The organism is Bacillus tuaregi (assembly GCF_900104575.1).
GTDB classification, from domain to species: Bacteria; Bacillota; Bacilli; order Bacillales; family Cytobacillaceae; genus Bacillus_BD; species Bacillus_BD tuaregi.
Map to the genome: position 1 here is coordinate 2276310 of NZ_LT629731.1, position 21747 is coordinate 2298056.

Below are 21747 nucleotides of genomic sequence, written 5' to 3' on the forward strand. Positions count from 1 at the left end.
ATTGATAGTATCCTCAAAAGTATGAGAAGTATGACCATTATATATAGGAAAAAATAATCACAAAAAACCCTTAGAACATCTGTAGAGTGTCCATTGATGTCCTAAGAGCTTAATAAAATCCTATGTATACTTGAATTAGTTATTTTTTATAAAGGGCTTCCGTGTTATTTCCGCCTGGAGGAACAATTGGAAATACATTTTCTTCCTCTGTAATATCAAATTCCATGATAAAGGGCTTGTTTTGTTGAAAAGCCTGTTGAATAATGTTATCTGCTTCTTTAAGATTATTTGCCTTTAATCCCTCGATTCCATACGCAGATGCTAATGCTACAAAGTTAGGTGATAACATCCTTACGGAAGAATAGCGACCTTGATAAAACATTTCCTGCCATTGTCGAACCATACCTAAATAACTGTTCTTAAGGATAGCAATCTTAATGGGAAGCTGATATTGGGCTACTGTGATTAATTCCTGAAAATTCATTTGGAAACTACCGTCTCCACTAACCAGAATAACCTCTTTTCCTGTTTTGGCCAGTGCGGCACCAATCGCAGCTGGCAGCCCATAGCCCATTGTTCCTAAGCCACCTGAAGTAATAAAGGTTCGAGGCATGTTAAATGGATAATAATGAGAAGTCCATATTTGGTGTTGTCCAACATCCGTTGCAACGATAGCTTGGCTATTTGAATAACGATTTAGCAATTCAACCACCTGCTGAGGCTTTAATTGACTGTTTGAATCGGAATCCGAATAACGGGCTACCTTCTTTTGCCAAGAAGATACTTCATTAAGCCATTCGTTTGTATTTCCTGATTCTACCATTGGATTTAATTGATATAAAAAATCCTTTACATCAGATACAATTGGAATATCAACCTTAATAATCTTATTTATTTCAGCACTGTCAATATCCACTTGTATTTTACGTGATTTAGGTGAGAATCCGCTGATTTTTCCAGTTACACGGTCACTAAAACGTAAACCAAGGCAAATGAGCAAGTCAGAACGATGGATAGCTTTGTTTGCTGCGTAAGTTCCATGCATCCCAACCATACCTAAAAAGCAAGGGTGGTCACTTGGGAAGGCTCCTAACCCCATCATCGTGCTGACAACGGGAATGTTTGTTTTTTCAACAAACTCTTTTACTAGTTGAGCAGCTCCAGAAATCGTTACTCCACCTCCAACAAAGAGGACGGGCTTCCTTGCGTTTATGATTTCGTTTTTTACCTGCTCTATTCGTTTAGGAGAAATTGTTTTAGTCAGCTTGTTTCTTTCCTTTTCTGCAAAATGAACTCTTGAATCTGGGATACTACGCATAAGTAATTCTTCCTGAATTTCGATTAGGATAGGTCCTGGGCGTCCTTCGAAGGCAAGCTTAAATGCATCTGTTATGATGTTTTGTACATTAATTGGATCAATTGCCTTGAAATAATACTTAACAATGGGTAACGTCATTCCGAATGTATCGATTGTCCGAGAATCGTCACATTCCATTTTTTGCTTTGGTGTAGGTTGAATGGAAATAATAACAAGCGGGACTGAATCCATTTGGGCAGTTGCAATACCTGTAATGGCATTGGTAATACCGGAGCCTGCAGGAATAATAACTACGCCAATCTTTCCGGTTGCTCGTGCATACCCATCGGCAGCATGGACAATGGCCTGTTCATGTTGCATTATTACTGATTGAATCTTCCCCTCCTGCTGAAGGTGTGCAGAAAACGACGACAGGGTTGGATCACTTGAAGTAAAGATGACTTCTACATTTTCTTTCATAAAGCACTCTTGAATTAAATCAGTTGTATTCAATGGGGTTGAGAGAATATCTCTTATTTTACTCATCACTATATCACCTTTCTTTTTCTAAAAGGTACTAGACTACGAAAGACTTGTAAGTGATGAGCATCACAAATATTCAAATAAGTTCGCCCTTTTTGTATTTTTTATAATATGATTAATCCTGCTATACTGCATATAAATTACGCAAGTTTTGACAAATGGTGTATGATAAGAGTATCAAGTTTGTGGTGCTCATTTGCTGGGTAAATATTTAATATTTACTTTATTTTTCATCAGTATCCATAAATGAAACTTATCAACTGGAGGTATTTTTGAATGGATCTTTTTAAACAGGTTTTTACACTCGGGTTAGGTGCAGCAGTTGTTACAAAGGAACAAGTTGAAAAAATGGTTGATACACTTGTACAAAAAGGTGAAGTGAGCAGAAATGAATCAAAAGAATTGATTCAGCAATGGGTTGAAAAAGGTGAACAAGCGAAGCAAGAAATAGATGATATCGTGAAGACTAGAGTGAATCAGGCTTTAACCAATTTAAATCTCGTGACAAAAGAAGACTATCAGGAGCTAGAGCGCAGAATCCAAGCACTTGAAAATAAACTATCAGCAAAAGAAGAAACCGAATAAGTTTTTGTCCAAGCCTTTCATGGCAGAGAGCACCATAATTAAACAAAACCCCCTTAGAGATTAGCTAAGGGGGGTTTTTTATTATGAGACATGTTTATGTGTTGTGGCAGTATCCTTTGTCTTACGAATAACTAATCTTGGCGCAGTGGACAAGAGCAGCCCGACAACAATGGAGCATAAGACAGCTGAACCGAGCATGGTTGCTCCATTTGCTAGAAACGAGAATAATACCGGTGACATTCCTTCAGGTGCATAGCTACCAAAGAAAAATACCCCTGCGAGGAAATGCCAGAAATATCGGGCAAAGCTGCCTGCAATAACTGCTACCACAATCCAAGCAATAGCTTTTTTCTTCTTGCTGCTTTGTAAATTGCTTTGGATTTGCTTGTGAAAAAGCCCTGCTAAACCAATAAAAGCAAAAGCAAGAAAATATTCAATAAATCCCTGTACAGGTGTGGCAATCCAGGCTTCCCCCATGGCAATTTGCAAGATTCCCCAAAGAAAACCTGAAATCACGCTTACCTTCACTCCCCAACGGAAAGCAAGGATAAAGATAGGTACCATCGCGAATGAAATGGAAATGGATGGTGAAAGCTTAATAGATGGCAGAAAATCAAGAATAATGGCAAATACAGCAAAAAAAGAAGCTTCTACCAAAGCTGTTAGCCTTACTTTATTCATATAAAACTCCCCTTTCATCAAAAAACGTTGAGCCTCAAGGGGAGAATAGATTCATGTTTTGTATCCATTCATACCACATTCCTACGCTAGAATTATCTAACAGGTTCAAAGGGTTAGAACAAATAATTGTTCACTCTCAGCAAATATGCACCCCTTGTGGTTACGTTTTGTTGACATTTTCATTTTTTAGTATAACCTACTTTTTCCGAGCATGAAAGGAAATTCGTGAAACTTGCTGAAATTTAGCAAAAAGTTTTGATGAACACTCACTTCCTAATTTCAATTTAAAATTATAGTATTTTTCAGAATAATTACAATTATTACTTAACTACTCCCCTATTTTACTTGCTATGTGGTATGATGAAACATATGAATGGAATTGATATTTGCATTCATCCTCCACTTGTAGAAGTGGAAAAGTTCTATACCGTCGCAAGCTTTTGCTACAAAAAGCATTTGCTGATTGAAGTTTATAGTTTTTCTTTAATTCCCTTTAGAAAGTTCGTTAAAGCTGTTCCTGGTTCTTCATTTGCAGAGACGATGGGAATAATACCTCTATCCTTTAATATACTTTCTTTAATAGGATTAGGCTCAACTAATAAAATATACGATTTTGGTCTGATATGCTCATGATTAGATTCTTTCCACTGTTTATGAAGCTTGTATAGCATATAGCGAATATTGATATCTGACAAGCTATAGCCAATAAATAAAATCGATTTTTCAAGAGAATCATAACGCAGCTTGATATCTAATGGCGATTCAAAGTCAAGTCGCTTAAAAAAACTCGATTCCGTTAATACAAGTGATGAATCGTCATCAAAGTCTCCATGGAACTTGATAATTTGTGTTTTATTCATTTTAATCCTTGCAATATCCGCTACATTAGTCACTTTTGTATATTCCTTTTTATAAAAATCGTACGCATACTCAAGCCAGCGATCGAAATTTGTTGTATAAATTACGGGAAAATCCAAGTCGATAATCAATTTATATATTTCTGATTTTCCAATATGAATATTGGAATGATGCCATAATCGATCCATCCAGCTTCTTAAAGCACCCAATGTCCCTTTTTGATTATAATAAAATTCAGCCATAATCAGAAAATCACCATTTCCCCAAGAGTTGAATTGTGATGGTTCAAAGCCAAGATTCTCAGCCATTTGGTTGATTAACTCTGAATACACAGGTAATCCTAAATTTTTGGGAACACCAGATCCAACAAAAAGGATAACATCTTTATTTCTAATGGCATTTGCCAATTCCTGTATCATAGGATCCCTCCCACATTTAGTGATTATTATACTTTGCTATTTACATCCTATGACACATATTTTCTTGAAAGAACTTTTATCATGAATCATCAATTCGATTCCTAACACTTGAAGCAATCCTTTCCTTCGATAAGTGGCGAAATCATCACTTTTATTGACGAATTCCTTCTTCTTTTGTCAGCCTTGAAGGAATGGTATAGAGAAAGGAGAATTAGTAGAAAAAGGGAGGGATTTGATTGAATACAAGAGCAGTTGCTAAATTGCTAGGAATCTCGACTAGTACTGTCCAAAGATGGGTAAAACAACTAAAATTAGAGATGGAAAGAAATGAACTAGGTCATTTTATTTTTTCCGAAGAGGATATAGAATTATTAAAGCAGGTGAAGAAGCAGCTTCAGGAAGGAACCCTATTACAGGATATTTCCATACAGCTTCCAAAACGGGCAGGTACCTTCAAACAAAAACAGCCGGATGGGGATATAGATGAATTGGCTCAAAAAGTCAAAAGTCTGGAAATCAGTCTCCAACAGAAAGCTGATGATGTTGTATCCTACCAAATCTTACAGCATCGAAGAGAAATGGAAGAGCTTCAAGAGCAAATAATCATATTAACGGAGAGAGTCACCCAGCTGGAGAATGTGATAAGAGAAAAATCTGAAATAGCCGCAAGCATTGAAATTGAAAAGAATAAGCCTCGTAAAAAGAAAAGCTTTTTCCAATTGATTTTTGGAAGCTAAAAATCAGCACATGTAAGCGTGCTGATTTTTTTGTAAAGAGATTTATTGCTGAAGCTCCAAGCTAATTCCATTTCGACAGATGTAAAGTACGATACACGAGAAGAAGGCTGCCATATGGCAGCCTTCTTCAAGCTTAATACAATTTTTACTTATTCTTCATAGGAGTCATATGAAGGTTTTGTATAATCATACTTAGAACGATCGACCGGAGTAAAGTTTTCTGGGTTATAGAATCGCAATAGGTCCCCATTTACCACTTTATCTGACAAAGCAAGCTTATGGCGAACAATTTCTTGATTTTGCTTCGCTTCTTCCAATCGAGTCTCATCAAGCTCTAAACCTGTTGTTGAATCATAATATCTTCCTTCGACAGATGTGATGGTTGGACTTACGAATTCCCCGTTTCTAAATGGGATCAACTCATCATGTTCTTCAGATAGTAAATCCGTACCAAACTGGACATAATCCTTTGTATCCGTACCTAGTAAGTGAAGGAGTGTAGGCAGAATGTCGATTTGCCCACTGTATTCATGGTTAATTCCCCCCTGCATGCCAGGAACACGAATAAATAATGGAACTCGCTGTAAATCCGCATTATCGAAAGGAGTAATTTCTTCTTTATTTAATACCTGCTGCATGGCCTTATTATGATTTTTAGAGATTCCATAATGATCACCATACATGATGATAATGGAGTTATCATATAGACCTGATTCCTTCAAATAGTTGAAGAATTCTTGTAAGGCTTCGTCAGCATAGCGAGCCGTTTGGAAATACGTGTCAACTGATTTATCTCCCGTTGTATGAGGGGCAATGGTTGCGTCCTCTTCATCAATTGGATACGGGTAATGATTACTTACCGTAATAAACTTCGCCATAAATGGCTGTTGTAATGTTTCTAGCATGGGAATCGATTCTGCAAAAAATGGCTTATCCATTAATCCATAATCAGCTAAGTCCTCTTCCTTCATTTCATAGTAGCTAGAATCGAAGAATTTTGTATATCCAAAGGATTTATAGATTTCATTACGATTCCAGAAGGTTCCTGAATTCGGATGAAAGACAGCAGATGTATAGCCCTGCTGGTCTAAAATAGCAGGCGCTGCCTGGTAAGTGTTTAATCCTTTTGTTGTAAATGCTGAGCCTTGTGGTAATCCATATAATGAATTTTCAAGGATGAATTCAGCATCCGCTGTTTTTCCTTGTGCTGTTTGGTGAAAGAAATTATCAAAATACATCGTGTTAGGCTCTCTAGTTAAAGAGTTTAAAAACGGTGTTACTTCCTCCCCGTGCAGCGTGTAATCAATTAAGAAGCTTTGAATCGATTCGAGATGGAAATAAATCACGTTCATTCCCTTTCCTATCCCAAATGTAGCTGGATTTGGCTCGGCATAATTAGATTGCGTAAAGTTAATCACTTCCGTTATATCACTACTGTCTGCCGTAACCCGCTGCGCTGAGGCTTTCGTGCTTTGAACTGCATCATAAATCGTGTAATTATACGTACCTAAATACTTAACAATATAATTTCGATCAAAGCCCCTCGTTAATAGCTGAGGACGATCCGCTTCAGCCATCGCTAAATTAAGGCATGAAATACCTAACGAAAAGGAAACCAATGCGGCCACTTTTCGACGATTGAAATTTTTCATTTCCATTTTTGCCATTTTAAATATCAGTAACCCTATTAACAAAATATTATCGACAAAGAATAAGAAGTCATACGGACGTAACAGCGAAGTAACACTGCTGCTTACATCACCAAAGTTTTGCGTTTGAAAAATCGTTGGCAATGTAATGAAGTCGTTAAAGAATCGATAATATAGTACGTTTGCATATACTAGAAATGTCATTAAAAAATGTATGATCATTAACCAAATATACTTTCTACGACCTTTAAAAAGAGATGCAAAGCTTAAGAATAACAAAGCTGAGCCTAAAGGGTTTAAAAATAACAAGAATTTTTGAATGCCATTATCAATTCCTAAATTAAATTGCGTTAGTTGAATAAGGTATGTTTTGATCCACAGGAATAGTACAGTCAATAAAAAGAAGCCGATGTATTTATCGAGAATACTTGTACCTTTTAGGAATCCTTTATTCATTTGTTACACCTACTTTCTAACAAACTATTATACACGTTCTTCGAGTATTTTAGGTGAAAAATTATTAATTCTCATAATCTATTTTTTTCTAATTATGAAAACTAACTTTTGTCATGCTGCAAAAATAAAATGTGTACTTATGATTTGGAGCAGAATGATTATCATTATACTTTATGTCAACAAATTGTCAAGTTCATAGTAAACAAATGATTTTTTTAAGTCAAGTATATTTCTTCCTATCCTTATTGTATGCCAACGAATGGAGGACAACAATTAATAAGGTTTTGACGCCTTTATGTCAGACTGCCGAACACGTTTTTCCTTTACATCCACTTTTACATTCACTTAAAAAGTCTTTAAAACTTTAACAAACGATATCAATATTCGGGATGAGACTTGCATAGATATGAATGTAGCAAGTCTGACGAGTATTGGCTTCTAAGACTTTAATCCGCTCGTAACGAAAAAAAAGAGGTGTTGAGATGAAATATGCTGTTGAAAATCATTGCTTGTTTCAAAATTCACAGGAAAGGAATATGACCTTTGAACATGCCTTTAATAAAATCATAAAATTTATGAATTTGGACAGGAATGGCAATTATCGGTTAATGATTGGTACCGATTCACAGGTACATGTACAATATACTCGATTTATTACTGGGATTGTTATACTTAACGAAGGTAAAGGGGCCTGGGCATGTATACGAAAGGTTATTGTTCCAAGACGAATGAGAATGCTCCATGAACGGATATCAAAGGAAACCTCGTTGACCGAAGAAATTGTGACGATGTTTACCGAAGAGAGAATAAATAGAATGATTGATATTGTGCTGCCAAATATATACAGGGGTGCTTCTTTTACCATGGAGGGTCATCTAGATATCGGAGCTGGAAACAGGAATAAAACAAGAGCGTTCGTTGAAGAAATGGTTGAAAGAATTGAATCCATGGGCATTGAGCCAAAAATTAAACCCAATTCCTTTGTTGCCTCATGCTATGCTAATCGGTTTACTAAATAACGGTTATCCTATTAATACCACGCTCTATCCGCCCCTACCTTACCCTAGATAGCTTCCCATTCCGCGGGGAGTTTATGGTTTGGACAGGCTCTTCACCTTTCGTACCTCCCTTCTATTTGCGAAGAATGAAGAAAGCTCCTATTTCCTCCTTCAGTCCAGAATAAAAGTACTCGATTCGGATATCCTAACAAAGTATGATAAACATCCAATCCTTGTGATTAAATGAGCGTAAGGATGATAAGTGTGATTTCTTTTTGGAGCGCCACTAAAGATGAAAGCGTTACAAAATGACTATATATAAATAGAAGAAACACAGTTTAATCTAAAATTTTAATAGATAGTTTATCGAGTAAGCTCGAAAAGTATCCAGACACAAATTCGACAGGTGTTTGTTCACTGTTTACTAAACCGGTAAAAATTGGTCTCGTTGTTTTTAATCGTTTCGTTCATCCTATAAGGGACAAAGTTATATTTTTATTGTAGGAAGGTGCATAACAGATGGCACGAGCTAATTCACAGCTTGTTTTACAAACAGGGAACCTAGTCTTAGGATTTATGGTTTGGGTCATTTTATCTTCACTTATCTCATTTATTAAAATGGATATTGACATTTCACCAAGTGAGTCAGCCATGATTACGGCAGTCCCTGTGATTTTGGGGTCGATTTTGAGGGTGCCGATTGGATATTGGACGAACCGCTATGGCGCCAGATGGGTATTTTTTATTAGCCTTTTGTTTTTGATTCTCCCTGTTTTTTATATTAGTATGGCGGATTCCGTAATGGACTTACTGCTTGGGGGCTTAGCCTTGGGCCTCAGTGGCGCGATATTTTCGGTCGGTGTTACATCGCTGCCTAAATATTACCCTAAAGAAAAACAAGGGTTTGTGAACGGGATATATGGTGCTGGAAACATTGGTACAGCCATAACCACTTTCTCTGCCCCGGTCTTGGCTAATACTTTCGGATGGCGCAGAACCATTCAATTCTATATCATTTTGCTTCTAGTATTTGCAGCACTCACTTTTCTATTTGGTGACCGAAAAGAGAATAGTGTAAAAGTGGCCCTTTCGGAACAAATAAAAGAGGTCTATAAAAGCTATAGGCTTTGGTTTTTATGTCTCTTTTATTTTATTACCTTTGGCTCTTTTGTCGCGTTTACGGTGTTTTTACCATCCTTTCTCGTCAATCAATTTCAGCTGACAAGTGTAGATGCCGGCTTTCGGACTGCTGGGTTTATCATTGTGGCAACTGTCATGCGTCCAATTGGAGGCTTGCTCGCAGATAAATTTAATTCCTATATTATTTTGATTATCGTCTTTAGTGGTATCACCTTTGGCGGATTTATCCTTTCCTTTAAGCCTTCTTTAATGATTTATACAATAGGCTGTATCTTAATTGCTTTTTGTGCTGGTGTGGGGAATGGTACTGTTTTTAAACTAGTTCCTTTATATTTTTCGAAACAGGCTGGCATCGTCAATGGAATTGTTGCTGCTATGGGAGGTCTCGGAGGCTTCTTCCCTCCACTTATTTTAACAACCTTGGTTGACTTAACAGGCCATTATGCAATTGGTTTTATGGCCCTATCAGAATTTGCTCTCGCCTGCCTTGTGATTGTGATTGGTCTTTATTATCAGGATAAGTTGACCGTTTCTGATCGAATCATAGAGGGAACGATTGAGGGGATTATGGTTACTGATATGAAGGGAACTATCGAAAGAGTTAACCCTGCATTTATAGATGTCACAGGATTTGCTGAGGAAGAAATTATTGGTAAGACTCCTGCGGTCTTAAAATCCGGGAAACATGAGCCTTCCTTTTATTCAAATATGTGGGAGCAAATTAAACAGAATGGATATTGGCAGGGTCAAATTTGGAATCGAAGGAAAAATAATGAGGAATACCTCCAATTATTAACAATTACCATGATAAAGGATGAAAATGATAATCCTACACATTTCGTCGGGATGTTTAATGAATTAAATCCAGAACATTGATAGATTTTGTAGAGATGTCCTTAGGGCATCTCTATTTGATGTTTAGTTGTATTTATTCATGTCCATACTTATGCTGATAAAGCTTAAGTACAAGAACCTAAATAAAAGGAGGAAAAGAAATAGATGTCAGGTCCCTCACTATATAAATTAGATGCGCACCGTTCCATTCATGATGGCGTGGTAACAGAAGGAAGAGATTTGCTTAACCTTCTCTTAAAGGTTCGGCGGGAAAAACTTGAGAATCATGAAAAGCATGCAAGAATGACGGCTGAAGCCTTGATTGACCATTGGGAAACAAGATTAATTGCCCATGCCGATTCAGAGGAAGAAAATTTTTATAACGAGAAAATAAAGGAAAATCCTGAATTAGCAACACCTTTAACGATGTTAAAAAGAGATCATGATCTGTTTCGGACCATTATAGATGAAGTAAAGCAATTGATGAAAAAAGACAAAATTAGTGATGAGATGGTGGATTATTTTAAAGCGATTTATGTGCTGGCAAAAATACATAATCAGCATGAGGAAGGCTATTTATTCGATCAACATTGAAAAAGGAACCAACAATGGTTCCTTTTTACCTTTACCTATTTTTCTGCTCCGCGCACGGCTTTGCGTGGATTCATTTTACGATAGACAACATACTTTCTTGATAAATATTCCAGCGGCAAGCTCCAGACATGAACAAGGCGGGTAAACGGCCAAAGAGCAAACAGCAGAAAGCCCGTAAAAATATGAAGCTTAAAGCCAATTGGTGAGATAGCCATTAAATCAGGCATAGGTCTAAAGGTTAATATTCCTCTGAACCAAGGGCCAATGGTTGTCCGGTAATCGAAATCCCCACCGGTTGCTGTGTAGCCAACTGTATTAGAAAACCCGAGTAAAACGACAACACCAATCCAAAGTAATGTCATGAGATCCTTCTTCGAGCTGTTCTTCGAAACACGCTTGTTCGTCATGCGGCGGACAGTCAGCAGCAAACCGCCGATGACAGTGGCAACACCGGCTAAACCGCCAATCCAAACGGCACCAAAATGATACATATGCTCATTAATTCCAATCATATCATAAAGACCCTTTGGAATTAATACACCTGCTACATGTCCGAAAAAGACAAAGACAATTCCATAATGAAAAAGAATACTCCCCCATTTTAGTAATGAATCCTTCTGAATAAATTCACTGGACTTGGCCGACCAGCCAAATTGATCGGTATTATAGCGATAAATATGCCCTAATACAAATATCGTCAGGGTTAAATAGGGGAAAACTACCCATAAAAACACATCCATGAACGTTAACGAAATCACTTGGACACCCTCCAACAAGGACTAACCAGCATGATGGTCAATCCTTTCTTCTTTTCTTGGTAACAGGCTTTCAATGATGATTAAAGCCGCTTTGACTAAATAAGCATAGGGATTCATTTGCTTATGCAGCTCTTTATTTAACGCTTTAATCGCTTTTAAATGGATAGCAAGTACCTTTGTAACACACTTCAGTTCAGCAATGGAAGCGAAGTCAAGAATAAGCGGTAGATAATCCGGTAATTCATTTTCCTTTATATAAAAGCCTGCCTTCGCAAATTCAAGCTTAAGCTTGACAAATGCCGGTCCTCTTTCCCGGTTATCCCCAAAGATTCCATAGGTTAAATAAAGGGTCGTATTTTCCGTGAGATCAAACCATCTTACGTAATTCTCCGCAAGCTCCTCCCAGCTCATTTCACGAGTATAGTTCCAAAAAGAAAGAATGGAACTTCTCACCTCTTCGTTTTCAATCGAAAGAATGAGCTCCTGAATCTCCTCGTTATCCACCCATTCCTTATCAGGGTACCGAAGCATAATTGAGCATAATTTAAAAGTCAACTGGTAGTTGTCCATCCATTGTTCCACCTAGATCACTCCAATACCTTTCACTAAACGCATAAAGATCCTCTTCTCCACTTTGTTCCGGTCCTACACTGCAGCTATTACAGCTTTCCATAAAGGAATAGCCAGTTGATCCCTGTGCCTCGTACATATTTGCTGCTTTTTCTCGATGTGACTTCGGTATCACATAGCGATCATCGTATTTCGCAATGGCTGATAGCTCATACAGCTCAATCGCTGATTCTTTGGTCAGTTCAGCATTTTGCAGCAGCTGTTCATCATAAGACTTGCCAAGATTATGGCTTCTCATAAAGGTTCTCATCGCTACCATTCTTTTCAGCACTTTTTTAATCACTTCTGTATCACCAGCTGTCATAAGGTTGGCTAAGTATTGAATCGGAATTCTGAATTGGTCAATGGTTGGAAAAACAATAGCCGGATCTAGCGTATCAATTTCTCCGCCAAATTGATTGATAATCGGCGATAGCGGCGGCACATACCAAACCATTGGCATGGTACGGTACTCAGGATGAAGTGGCAGGGCTACCTTATGTTCTATCGCTAGCTTATAGACAGGTGATTGTTGTGCCGCTTCAATCCAATCCTCCGGAATTCCGTCACGCTTTGCTTGCTTTATTACGTCAGGATCGTTTGGATCAAGGAAAAGTCCAAGCTGTGCTTCATACAAGTCCTTTTCATTTTCAACTGCAGCAGCTTCTGCAACCCGATCAACATCATAAAGAACGATTCCGATATAACGAAGACGTCCAACACAGGTTTCAGAGCACACCGTCGGCTGTCCATTTTCGATTCGTGGAAAGCAGAAGGTACATTTTTCGGCTTTATTAGTTTTCCAATTAAAATAGACCTTTTTATAGGGACATCCGCTCATGCAAAAACGCCAGCTCCGGCATGCCTCCTGATCCGCGAGAACAATCCCATCCTCCTCTCTTTTGTATATAGCGCCAGAAGGACAGGAAGAAACACATGGTGGATTCATACAATGCTCGCAAATACGCGGCAGATACATCATAAAGGCTTGATCGAAATCCTGTATCACTTGGGCATCCACATTATTCATATTTGGATCACTTTTTCCTGTTTCATAGACGCCAGCCAGGTCATCCTCCCAGTTTGGTCCCCAGTCTAAGTCCATAAATTCACCGGTCAACAAAGATTTCGGTCGAGCTACAGGCTGGTGCTTCTTTTTAGGACTATTAATCAAGTGTTCATAGTTGTAGGTCCATGGTTCATAATAGTCATCGATTTTGGTCAGGTTGGGATTGTAAAAGATATTCAGGAGCTTATTTAAGCGCCCACCCGCTTTTAACTCTATTTTTCCATTCCGCAGCTCCCAGCCTCCTTTATGGGTGTCTTGATTTTCCCATTCTTTTGGATAGCCGATTCCCGGTTTCGTTTCAACATTATTCCACCACATGTATTCTGCGCCAGCACGATTTGTCCAGGTGTTATTACACGTCACACTGCAGGTGTGGCAACCGATACATTTATCCAAGTTCATCACCATGCCGAATTGTGCTTTAATCCTCAAGCCAATCCACCTCGCTTCTTTCTAATTTTCGAATCATCACCTGCTCATCCCGTTGATTTCCGGTTGGACCATAATAATTAAATCCATAGCTAAGTTGGGCATAGCCACCGATTAAATGGGTTGGCTTCATCGTTAGACAGGTTGGACTATTAAAGGTTCCTCCTCTTTCGTTTGTGATGGTTGATCCCGGAACATTTATTAATCGGTCTTGAACATGGTACATATAGGATATTCCTCTTGGCATCCGATGACTTACCACTGCACGTGTGACCGTTACCCCATTTCGGTTGTAGACTTCGAGCCAGTCATTATCATTGATACCGACAGACTGTGCATCTTCATTATTCAACCAAATCGTTGTTCCTCCGCGAAATAACGTTAACATTGGCAAGGTATCAAAATAAGTACTGTGATAGGACCATTTAAAATGGGGCGTTAAATAGCGCAGCCTGATTTCCTTTTTATTGGTTTCTGGCTTTCCGTCTTTGTCATAAAACGCCATTCGTTTGATTGGGCCTTTAAAAACTGGTAAGGCTTCCCCATATTCAAACATCATTTCATGATCCAGATAAAAATGCTGTTTCCCTGTCAGCGTCCGAAACGGAACCAAGTATTCTCGGTTAATCACAAATGGTGCATATCTTCTATTTCCTGTTTCAATCCCACTAAATACAGGTGATGTAATGACTTTTCTTGGTTGTGCCGAAATTTCATCAAAGGAAATATGTTCTTCAGCACGCTCATGTGATAAATGACTTAATTTTTGATTTGTTCTTTTTTCCAGTGCAACCCAGGCTTTTTGATTGGCAGAGCCATTTGTTGTGCTCGATAACGTCAAAATCGCTTCTGCTACATTACGATCAAACGATAAATCAGGACAGTCGTTATACTGGGCTGAATCCTTAGCTGTTCCTAAAATATCCTTTAATTCGTCATACTCCTCTTTTACATCCCAGCTCATTCCTTTTGCTCCGATATTTTCCCTCACGTTCGTGCCAAGGGCGACATATTTATCAAATACCTTTGTATAATCTCTTTCTACCACATGAACACGAGGGAAATTTTGACCAGGGATAGGCTCTGAACCATCCTGCTTCCAATCTGGAACCAATCCGAACTTCTGTGATATTTCATCCCTTGAGTCATGAAGAAGCGCATTTGTCACTATGTCCTTTACTGGACTTGGAAAATACTGCTTCGCCATTTCACTGAAGGTCTGGGCTAATTTCTTAAAAATGGCCCAGTCTGTTCTACTTTCCCATGGTGGTGTAATGGCAGGATTGAATGGATGAATAAACGGATGTGTGTCAGACGAACTGATATCATATTTTTCATACCATGTTGCAGCAGGAAGTATGATATCTGAATACATGCCTGTACCAGACATACGGAAATTTAAATCAATTAGTAAATCAAGCTTCCCTTCGTCCGGAATCGGGATATTTTCATCAACCTCTGTACAACCAAGACCGTTATAAGGCTCAGCTAAAACACCTGAATGAGTTCCCAACATGTATTTTAGGAAATACTCATGTCCCTTGGCAGAGCTACCGATTAAATTGGCTCTCCAGACAAATAAGGAACGTGGGAAGTTAATCGGATTACTTGGTTCTTCGACGGAAAACTTTAATGAGCCATTTTTTATTTGATTCACGACATAGTTCACAGCATCATCATTATTTTGGGCATTTGCCTGTTCATAAAGATTCAATGAATTAGCATTGAATTGAGGATAGGAGGCTACCCATCCCAGTCTTACTGCTAATGCGTTATAATCTGCCATATTTGAATAGCGCGGTTTTTCAAATAGTGGTGAAATATGCTCAGCAGGGCGCTGGTCATCATACCTCCACTGTTCTGTTACAAAGTAAAAGAAAGAGGTTGCGTTTTGCAGCCGCGGTGGACCGCCCCAATCACGAGCCATGGCAATCGTCTGCCAACCTTCGAGCGGGCGCACCTTTTCTTGGCCGACATAATGTGCCCAGCCGCCGCCATTCACACCTTCGCAGCCTGTAAGAAGAACCATATTTAGTATGGCTCGATAAATCGCATCAGAATGATACCAATGATTGATGCCTGCCCCCATAATAATCATGGACCTGCCGCTTGAATCTATCGCATTTTGGGCAAATTCACGGGCGATTTGCGCACATACCTTGCGATCAATTCCACTGATACTTTCCTGCCATGCCGGAGTATGTGGTTTTAGATCATCATAATCCGCTGGATAGTCACCTGGTAAATTTCCGCGCTTTACACCAGCCTGTGCCATGAGTACATCAAATACAGTTGTTACATAAATGGTTTCGCCATTTTGATTAAGCTTTTTTATGGGTACTCCGCGCTTTAGAATTTCGTTCTTTTCTGTGCCAAAATAAGGCAATTGTAATACGCCCGCTTCATCCTCCATGCCAAGCATCGTTAGTGCAGGGTCCAGTTCCTGTAAGCTATTATCGGAATCCTTCATTTCTAGATTCCACTCACCTTTATTTTCCCAGCGGTGACCGATACTCCCATTAGGAGCAGCAAGCTTTCCTGACTTTTTGTCATAAAAAACGGTTTTCCAATCGTTATACTCCAGATCCATTCCAATATCACTTGCCCGCAGGAACCGGCCAGCTGTATAGAGCTCTCCATCCTTTTGTAATGTAATTAAGTATGGGAGGTCTGTATATTGTTTGACATACTCCTCGAAAAATGGTGTTTGCTGATCAACATAAAATTCCTTCAAAATGACATGGGTCATGCCCATTGCCAGAGCTCCATCCATGCCAGCTTGAACCGGTAGCCATTGATCCGCGAATTTAACATATTCAGCATAATCCGGTGCAACACAGACGACCTTCGTCCCTTTATAGCGAACCTCTGTCAGGAAATGGGCATCCGGTGTACGAGTTTGTGGAACGTTTGACCCCCATACAAGTAAATAGGAGGAGTTATACCAATCAGATGTCTCAGGGACATCGGTCTGTTCTCCCCAGACCTGTGGGGAAGATGGCGGTAAATCAGCGTACCAATCATAGAAACTTAGCATGGTTCCGCCGAGTAAATTAATAAACCTCGATCCACTCGCATGGCTTACCATCGACATAGCTGGAATTGGCGAAAAACCAGCAATCCGGTCGGGTCCATATTCCTGAAGGGTATAGATTAATTGTGCACAAATCAGCTCATATACCTCATCCCATGAAGAACGAACTAGACCACCCTTTCCTCTGGCGCTTTTATAAGACCTTCTTTTTTCTGGGTCGTCCATGATAGATTTCCAGGCCTGGACAGGATCATTTATTTGATTCCGTGCTTCCTTCCAGAGTTTAATTAAATCTCCCCTGATATACGGGTATCTAACACGCAAAGGACTATATGTATACCAAGAGAATGTGGCACCCCGTTGACAGCCACGCGGCTCGTACTCCGGCATATCGGGACCTGTTGTGGGATAATCCGTTTGCTGCGTTTCCCATGTGATGATGCCATCCTTCACATGGATTTTCCAGCTACAAGATCCCGTACAGTTAACCCCATGCGTGGAGCGAACTACTTTATCATGCTGCCACCGATCACGGTAGTATTTTTCAGTATCACGATCAGCTCCCTGAAGAGCACTGTGCTCCGATAAATCCTGCGTTTTGCCAAAATACGTTAGCTTCTTCAGTAGCGGCGAGATTTTTTTTCGCATCATTTTGCTCCCTTCTTGGTGGATTTTTCCTATCCTTGCTTATCTTTCACGGTTTGTTATTTATTATGTAATCTGATTGAGAAAAAATGTCAGATACTATGGTTGGCTAAAAAAAAAAGCCCCCTTTCATAAGGAGGAGCTTTTAGTGACTTAGACTATTTATTTAGGTTAGGTGTGACAACAAATTCAAGTGGTTCATTTCGCAAAAATTGGGAAATGTTTTGAATGGTTAGGTTTCCAATTCTTTGAATTGATTCATAGGTAGAGCCGCCAACATGGGAAGTAGCAATCACATTTGGCAGCATAGCTAATTCATTTTGCGGCGGTTCCATTTCAAACACATCTAATGCAGCACCTTTAATTCTCTTCTGCTTCAAGGCTTCAATGAGGTCTTGCTCATGAATCAAGCCACCTCGTGAAATATTGATGAGAAAAGCCGCTGGTTTCATTCGATTCAACAATGCTTTGTTCACCATCCTGCGATTATGCTTCGTTAATGAGGTACTAACAATGATAAAATCAGATGCTGCAAACAACTCTTCTTTCTCAACAAAAGTAACATTCCATTTATCTGCCGTACCATAATCCTTGTAATTTCCCGATGCCAGTGTAGTCATATTGAAGCCATAGGCTCGCTTAGCAATGGCTTTTCCAATGGAGCCAAACCCCAGGATGCCAAGCTGTTTACCATAAATTTCATGACCAACGGAAAGTTCCCATTGATTGGTTTTAATTTCTTTATCCTTTTGCGGGATGCTTCTAGAAGCGGACAAAAGCAAGCCGAAGGCATGATCGGCAACAGATTCTGCATTAAGTCCAGGTGCATTTGTGACGGGAATCCCCTTTTGATCGGCATAATGAACATCGATATTATCATAGCCGGCACCAAACTTAATAATATATTTTAAACGAGGTGCCGCATCTATGACTTCCTGGTCAATCTTTACAATGGCAACAACAATGATGTCAACATCCTTTACTTCCTGAAGGAGATCCTCCTTCTTAATTCCATTGTCCGTGTATAATACCTTAACCTCATCTGCTAATCCCTTTGCGTCCCTAATTAGCTTTGGATATGCATCAACAAATGGGTCACGGATCATAAATAATATTTTCATAGTTCCCTCCCACTACATACTTACAACATAGTTTCATTGTAACCTAGTAATAAGCTTTTCGCTTTTTTTTATGCTTATGATCCCTTTTTAATAAAGATATAGTTATTATCGAATCTTCATTGCAACTTCGTTTGATTTTCGATAATTTAATAGTATAACCTAAATGGAAGCTGATAGATAGGAAGGGTATTTATGGTGGATTATAATGGAGAAACAAACAGATACAATCCTCCTGGAGAGATTGAAGGAGCTAAAAGAACCTTTTAAACAGGATGTACATCAAACAATAGCTACAATCGAAAAAAATAGAGAAATCATTGCGCTGAACCAGGAGCTTTATTTTAATCATAAGAAAGATGAGAGAGATAGAAAGCATTATTACCGCTCGTTATCAAATAAGAAAACTTATTTGTTTTCCAGCTATCATGAATTATTAAAGAAAACACATAAGCAAAAACTCCCTTATTTTATTAGTAAGGATCAATACCTATATTCATGGGTCGATATGCATCCTGACGGTACGATAAAAAGCATTTATTCAGGCTTGAATCAGGATCCTAAAAAGCTGTTACAGGAAGACTTTTTAACCATTCAGAAAAAATATTGGAAATTTCAAGAACTGCTTGAAACTCCAAAAGATGTATCAGCTCTTCGACATGAAAAGATTCCAAAGATTGATTATGAATTAAAATTTAATACCGAGCATATTGTACCGCAATCATGGTACGGAGCGGAGGATCCGATGAAGGGAGATTTGCATCATTTATTTGCCTGTCAGCCGGAGTGTAATATAAAACGCTCTAATTTTCCCTATGATGATTTTTCCTTTTATATTCCAGAATCTCCTCAGGAAAAAATCAAAAACCAATGTGGTGTTACAATGAATAATCGTTTTGAGCCTGAATATGGAAAAGGGACTGTTGCAAGGGCTATCATGTACTTTCTCGTCCGCTATCCAAGAGCGATTAAGAAGTCCTTTTTAAGAACGATAGATATTTCTTTAATGATTCGCTGGCATCAGCAGTTTGAGGTGACTGCCTATGAAAAACATCGTAACCAGGCCATATATACGATTCAAGGCAACCGTAATCCCTTCATCGATTTCCCCGAGCTTGCTGAAAGCATGAATTTTCAAATCACTGCCTCTAAGCATAAAAGAATGTAATAACGAAACAGAGATGATGAAAGTAGCACTTTTTTATGATACCGCAAAAAGGAGCTTGTTTATGCAAGCTCCTTTTTGCGGCATTATAGATGGAAAGCTTCATTCTATCGAAACTAGTTTCCAGGATGCTAGTTGTTGATTACCCTATACGGACTGACGAGCCTGTTCCATATAATTGGTCGCAGACTCCATATGGAATTGTGCTTTTACCGCATAAGGAATGGTTAATTCTTCTGAAATCTCAAGCTTCTTTCCAGCTTTTGCAGCCGCTAAAATATGATCACGAATAGCCTCATCCTGTTTCATGTAGTTCTCCAATGTCATGAGATATTGTTCTTTAGAGGATTTAATGTATTGCTGAGTGGCTTTTGGAAGGTTATATACATATGGAAGAGCATTAATTTTGTCGTAGGCCTTTTTAGTTAACTGAATTCCATGCTCCAGGTTATTCAGATATTCCTTACTTTGTGGTTTTACATAATGTCTGTACTTCTCATTTTCTGAATATTTATCAGAGAAATCATTAAAAATGGTTAGTAAGTACCCAAAGTAATGATCTACATCTTTAATCATTAATTCATTTTTTAAGCGTTTCTTCCCTTCCCGTTTTTCTCCTTTAAAAAAATGATGAAACATCCCCATATCATTTCCCTCCCCTGTATAAAGAAATGAATTGTTCATTATGATTATACAATTCGAGAAGGACAAGCCAAAATCCTGTCAAAATATTCGCTAAAAATAGAAATAACTGTGACAAATGGGTACCATAAAAGACCAAAATATCCTTTTGTCTTTTATGGTACCCCAGTAGGTTATTCTTTTGGTTTGAAGGTTTTGCAGCAGGTGTCTGCTGACTGATTTGCTTCTTCTTTTACCTCATTAAAACCAACCTCAGAAGCGAATTCTGTGTCATAATCTGAGTTGTGGTCCATGTCGATGGTTATTTTATCAGCTCCGCAGATGTTTCCTTTTGCGTGGAATGCACAATTGACGACAGAGCAGTTTACTTGTACATTTGGCATCTGTATCCCTCATTTCAAATAATGATTAGGCGTAACGGCAGACTCAAAATGATAAAGGTTGGTTATTATCTTGCGCTAATTATGTTCAATTATGATGTTAAGATATGACCATATCTGTTTCCTGTTGTAATTCCAAATATTAAAAGGTATTTATTTTCCTTACCATTAACAAAATAAAAGAGTCATTTGAAAGGTTAGCCGAAAACCATGGACCGCTAGGATAAATAACTCAAAGGAACGATTCATTCATGATTAAAAAGTTTTTTTCTCTTGTTCTTGTCCTTATGCTCACAGTTTCTTTACAAGTAAATGCTTTGACATTAGAGGACCAAGATACACCAAACAGTTTTCAAATTGAAATATTGCCTTGGACAATAGTCAATCATATTATTCCAAGAAAATCGATTTTTACGATTACAGATGTTGAAACTGGATTGCAATTTACAGTTCAAAGAAGAGCAGGGAGCATGCATGCGGATGTCCAGCCTTTAACACATAAGGATACGAAGATTATGAAGAAGATTTACAACGGTAAATGGAGCTGGAAACGAAGAGCTATATTGGTTGTGACAAAGGATCAGATGCTGGCTGCGTCTATGCATGGAATGCCTCATGGGGCCGGGGCATTGAAAAACGGCTTTCCTGGACATTTTTGTGTGCATTTTTTAGGAAGTACCACCCATGGTTCAAAACATGAGGATTTGTCCCATAAATTAATGATACTAAGAGCTGGTGGGAAACTGGATGATTATCTCCGCGTCATAAGTCCCTCACAGTTAATAAAAGTATTTGAAGCAGCTGTAAATCAAGGAGATCAAAAGATTATTCAAATGATTGTTGAAAATGGTGAAAACATAAATCACCTTCAGAAAAGGCTAGAAATAATAAAAATAATACGTTTAGGAAAGCCTGCGTTTGCCCTAGAGGAAGGTAGACAAGATGTGGTATTCCAGCAAGTATATGCTGATGCAGAACTGTATAGGAGTGATAATAGTAAAGAACAAAGACAGCTGTCCTTTACGTTTTGGAAGGATATGGTTTCAGGAGAGTGGAGAATGGATGATGAAATCATAGTGGATATAAAGTAGGGACTAAGTTTGGAAA

The 21747-nt window shown here is 38.5% G+C and carries 18 protein-coding genes and 1 riboswitch; of the genes, 7 read left to right on the plus strand and 11 right to left on the minus strand.

Annotated features, from left to right (window positions below):
• Positions 1-139: 139 nt before the first annotated feature.
• A complete protein-coding gene (gene ilvB, locus BQ5321_RS13210; protein WP_071394928.1) occupies positions 140-1843 on the minus strand; it encodes a biosynthetic-type acetolactate synthase large subunit in 1704 nt (567 codons plus the stop codon).
• Positions 1844-2116: 273 nt separating this feature from the next.
• On the opposite strand from ilvB, the gene BQ5321_RS13215 reads away from it, so the two are divergent.
• Positions 2117-2425, plus strand: coding sequence for a phasin family protein (locus BQ5321_RS13215; RefSeq protein WP_071394929.1), 309 nt, complete (start codon positions 2117-2119; stop codon positions 2423-2425).
• Positions 2426-2506: 81 nt separating this feature from the next.
• Here the strand turns inward: BQ5321_RS13215 and thiT are convergent, their stop codons facing one another.
• Both thiT and BQ5321_RS13225 read right to left on the minus strand, forming a co-directional pair.
• Positions 2507-3106, minus strand: coding sequence for an energy-coupled thiamine transporter ThiT (gene thiT / locus BQ5321_RS13220; RefSeq protein WP_071394930.1), 600 nt, complete (start codon positions 3104-3106; stop codon positions 2507-2509).
• Between the two features lie 61 nt (positions 3107-3167).
• A riboswitch (TPP riboswitch) is annotated at positions 3168-3271 on the minus strand.
• Between the two features lie 305 nt (positions 3272-3576).
• Positions 3577-4383 carry an SIR2 family protein gene (locus BQ5321_RS13225; protein ID WP_200798713.1) on the minus strand — a complete coding sequence of 269 codons (807 nt, stop codon included), beginning with the start codon at positions 4381-4383 and terminating at the stop codon, positions 3577-3579.
• Between the two features lie 236 nt (positions 4384-4619).
• On the opposite strand from BQ5321_RS13225, the gene BQ5321_RS13230 reads away from it, so the two are divergent.
• On the plus strand, positions 4620-5120 hold the full coding sequence (locus BQ5321_RS13230; protein WP_071394931.1) for a MerR family transcriptional regulator: 501 nt from the start codon (positions 4620-4622) through the stop codon (positions 5118-5120).
• Positions 5121-5269: 149 nt separating this feature from the next.
• Here BQ5321_RS13230 and BQ5321_RS13235 read toward each other — a convergent pair whose 3' ends face one another.
• Positions 5270-7225 (minus strand): lipoteichoic acid synthase, encoded by a 1956-nt coding sequence (locus tag BQ5321_RS13235; protein WP_071394932.1) that lies wholly within the window; start codon positions 7223-7225, stop codon positions 5270-5272.
• A gap of 482 nt (positions 7226-7707) precedes the next feature.
• Here BQ5321_RS13235 and BQ5321_RS13240 point away from each other — a divergent pair, with 482 nt between their 5' ends.
• The 3 genes from BQ5321_RS13240 to BQ5321_RS13250 all read left to right on the plus strand — a co-directional run bounded on the left by BQ5321_RS13240 (position 7708) and on the right by BQ5321_RS13250 (position 10791).
• Positions 7708-8244, plus strand: coding sequence for a ribonuclease H-like YkuK family protein (locus BQ5321_RS13240; protein WP_071394933.1), 537 nt, complete (start codon positions 7708-7710; stop codon positions 8242-8244).
• Between the two features lie 498 nt (positions 8245-8742).
• Positions 8743-10239 carry an MFS transporter gene (locus BQ5321_RS13245; protein ID WP_071394934.1) on the plus strand — a complete coding sequence of 499 codons (1497 nt, stop codon included), beginning with the start codon at positions 8743-8745 and terminating at the stop codon, positions 10237-10239.
• A 123-nt stretch (positions 10240-10362) separates the two neighbouring features.
• A complete protein-coding gene (locus BQ5321_RS13250; RefSeq protein ID WP_071394935.1) occupies positions 10363-10791 on the plus strand; it encodes a hemerythrin domain-containing protein in 429 nt (142 codons plus the stop codon).
• Positions 10792-10826: 35 nt separating this feature from the next.
• Here the strand turns inward: BQ5321_RS13250 and narI are convergent, their stop codons facing one another.
• The 5 genes from narI to BQ5321_RS13275 form a co-directional block, all read right to left on the minus strand.
• Positions 10827-11531, minus strand: a complete 705-nt coding sequence (gene narI, locus BQ5321_RS13255; protein WP_071396907.1) for a respiratory nitrate reductase subunit gamma — start codon at positions 11529-11531, stop codon at positions 10827-10829.
• Positions 11532-11570: 39 nt separating this feature from the next.
• A complete protein-coding gene (gene narJ / locus BQ5321_RS13260) occupies positions 11571-12119 on the minus strand; it encodes a nitrate reductase molybdenum cofactor assembly chaperone (protein WP_071394936.1) in 549 nt (182 codons plus the stop codon).
• A complete protein-coding gene (narH, locus tag BQ5321_RS13265; RefSeq protein WP_071394937.1) occupies positions 12094-13659 on the minus strand; it encodes a nitrate reductase subunit beta in 1566 nt (521 codons plus the stop codon). The genes narJ and narH overlap by 26 nt, the downstream gene beginning before the upstream one ends.
• Complete coding sequence (locus tag BQ5321_RS13270; RefSeq protein WP_071396908.1) at positions 13649-17338, minus strand: nitrate reductase subunit alpha; 3690 nt, start codon at positions 17336-17338, stop codon at positions 13649-13651. Before BQ5321_RS13270 ends, narH begins: the two co-directional genes overlap by 11 nt.
• A 155-nt stretch (positions 17339-17493) precedes the next feature.
• Entirely contained in the window at positions 17494-18456 is a 963-nt protein-coding gene (locus tag BQ5321_RS13275) for a phosphoglycerate dehydrogenase (RefSeq protein ID WP_071394938.1), read from the minus strand.
• Between the two features lie 205 nt (positions 18457-18661).
• Here BQ5321_RS13275 and BQ5321_RS13280 point away from each other — a divergent pair, with 205 nt between their 5' ends.
• Positions 18662-19621 carry an endonuclease I family protein gene (locus BQ5321_RS13280; RefSeq protein ID WP_084786786.1) on the plus strand — a complete coding sequence of 320 codons (960 nt, stop codon included), beginning with the start codon at positions 18662-18664 and terminating at the stop codon, positions 19619-19621.
• Between the two features lie 144 nt (positions 19622-19765).
• Here the strand turns inward: BQ5321_RS13280 and BQ5321_RS13285 are convergent, their stop codons facing one another.
• Both BQ5321_RS13285 and BQ5321_RS13290 read right to left on the minus strand, forming a co-directional pair.
• Positions 19766-20263: a hypothetical protein gene (locus BQ5321_RS13285; RefSeq protein ID WP_071394939.1), complete on the minus strand. Its 498-nt coding sequence runs from the start codon at positions 20261-20263 to the stop codon at positions 19766-19768.
• Positions 20264-20433: 170 nt separating this feature from the next.
• Positions 20434-20643, minus strand: a complete 210-nt coding sequence (locus BQ5321_RS13290; RefSeq protein ID WP_071394940.1) for a DUF1540 domain-containing protein — start codon at positions 20641-20643, stop codon at positions 20434-20436.
• A 248-nt stretch (positions 20644-20891) separates the two neighbouring features.
• Here BQ5321_RS13290 and BQ5321_RS24455 point away from each other — a divergent pair, with 248 nt between their 5' ends.
• On the plus strand, positions 20892-21731 hold the full coding sequence (locus BQ5321_RS24455) for a hypothetical protein (protein WP_071394941.1): 840 nt from the start codon (positions 20892-20894) through the stop codon (positions 21729-21731).
• Positions 21732-21747 lie beyond the last annotated feature (16 nt).

Coding starts and splice junctions, on each gene's coding strand:
- BQ5321_RS13215 (WP_071394929.1), top strand. CDS start 2,117: ATGGATCTTTTTAAACAGGTTTTTACACTCGGGTTAGGTGCAGCAGTT.
- BQ5321_RS13290 (WP_071394940.1), bottom strand. CDS start 20,643: ATGCCAAATGTACAAGTAAACTGCTCTGTCGTCAATTGTGCATTCCAC.
- BQ5321_RS13225 (WP_200798713.1), bottom strand. CDS start 4,383: ATGATACAGGAATTGGCAAATGCCATTAGAAATAAAGATGTTATCCTT.
- BQ5321_RS13235 (WP_071394932.1), bottom strand. CDS start 7,225: ATGAATAAAGGATTCCTAAAAGGTACAAGTATTCTCGATAAATACATC.
- narJ (WP_071394936.1), bottom strand. CDS start 12,119: ATGGACAACTACCAGTTGACTTTTAAATTATGCTCAATTATGCTTCGG.
- BQ5321_RS13285 (WP_071394939.1), bottom strand. CDS start 20,263: ATGGGGATGTTTCATCATTTTTTTAAAGGAGAAAAACGGGAAGGGAAG.
- BQ5321_RS13270 (WP_071396908.1), bottom strand. CDS start 17,338: ATGCGAAAAAAAATCTCGCCGCTACTGAAGAAGCTAACGTATTTTGGC.
- thiT (WP_071394930.1), bottom strand. CDS start 3,106: ATGAATAAAGTAAGGCTAACAGCTTTGGTAGAAGCTTCTTTTTTTGCT.
- narI (WP_071396907.1), bottom strand. CDS start 11,531: ATGGATGTGTTTTTATGGGTAGTTTTCCCCTATTTAACCCTGACGATA.
- BQ5321_RS13280 (WP_084786786.1), top strand. CDS start 18,662: ATGGAGAAACAAACAGATACAATCCTCCTGGAGAGATTGAAGGAGCTA.
- BQ5321_RS13250 (WP_071394935.1), top strand. CDS start 10,363: ATGTCAGGTCCCTCACTATATAAATTAGATGCGCACCGTTCCATTCAT.
- BQ5321_RS24455 (WP_071394941.1), top strand. CDS start 20,892: ATGATTAAAAAGTTTTTTTCTCTTGTTCTTGTCCTTATGCTCACAGTT.
- ilvB (WP_071394928.1), bottom strand. CDS start 1,843: ATGAGTAAAATAAGAGATATTCTCTCAACCCCATTGAATACAACTGAT.
- BQ5321_RS13240 (WP_071394933.1), top strand. CDS start 7,708: ATGAAATATGCTGTTGAAAATCATTGCTTGTTTCAAAATTCACAGGAA.
- BQ5321_RS13275 (WP_071394938.1), bottom strand. CDS start 18,456: ATGAAAATATTATTTATGATCCGTGACCCATTTGTTGATGCATATCCA.
- BQ5321_RS13245 (WP_071394934.1), top strand. CDS start 8,743: ATGGCACGAGCTAATTCACAGCTTGTTTTACAAACAGGGAACCTAGTC.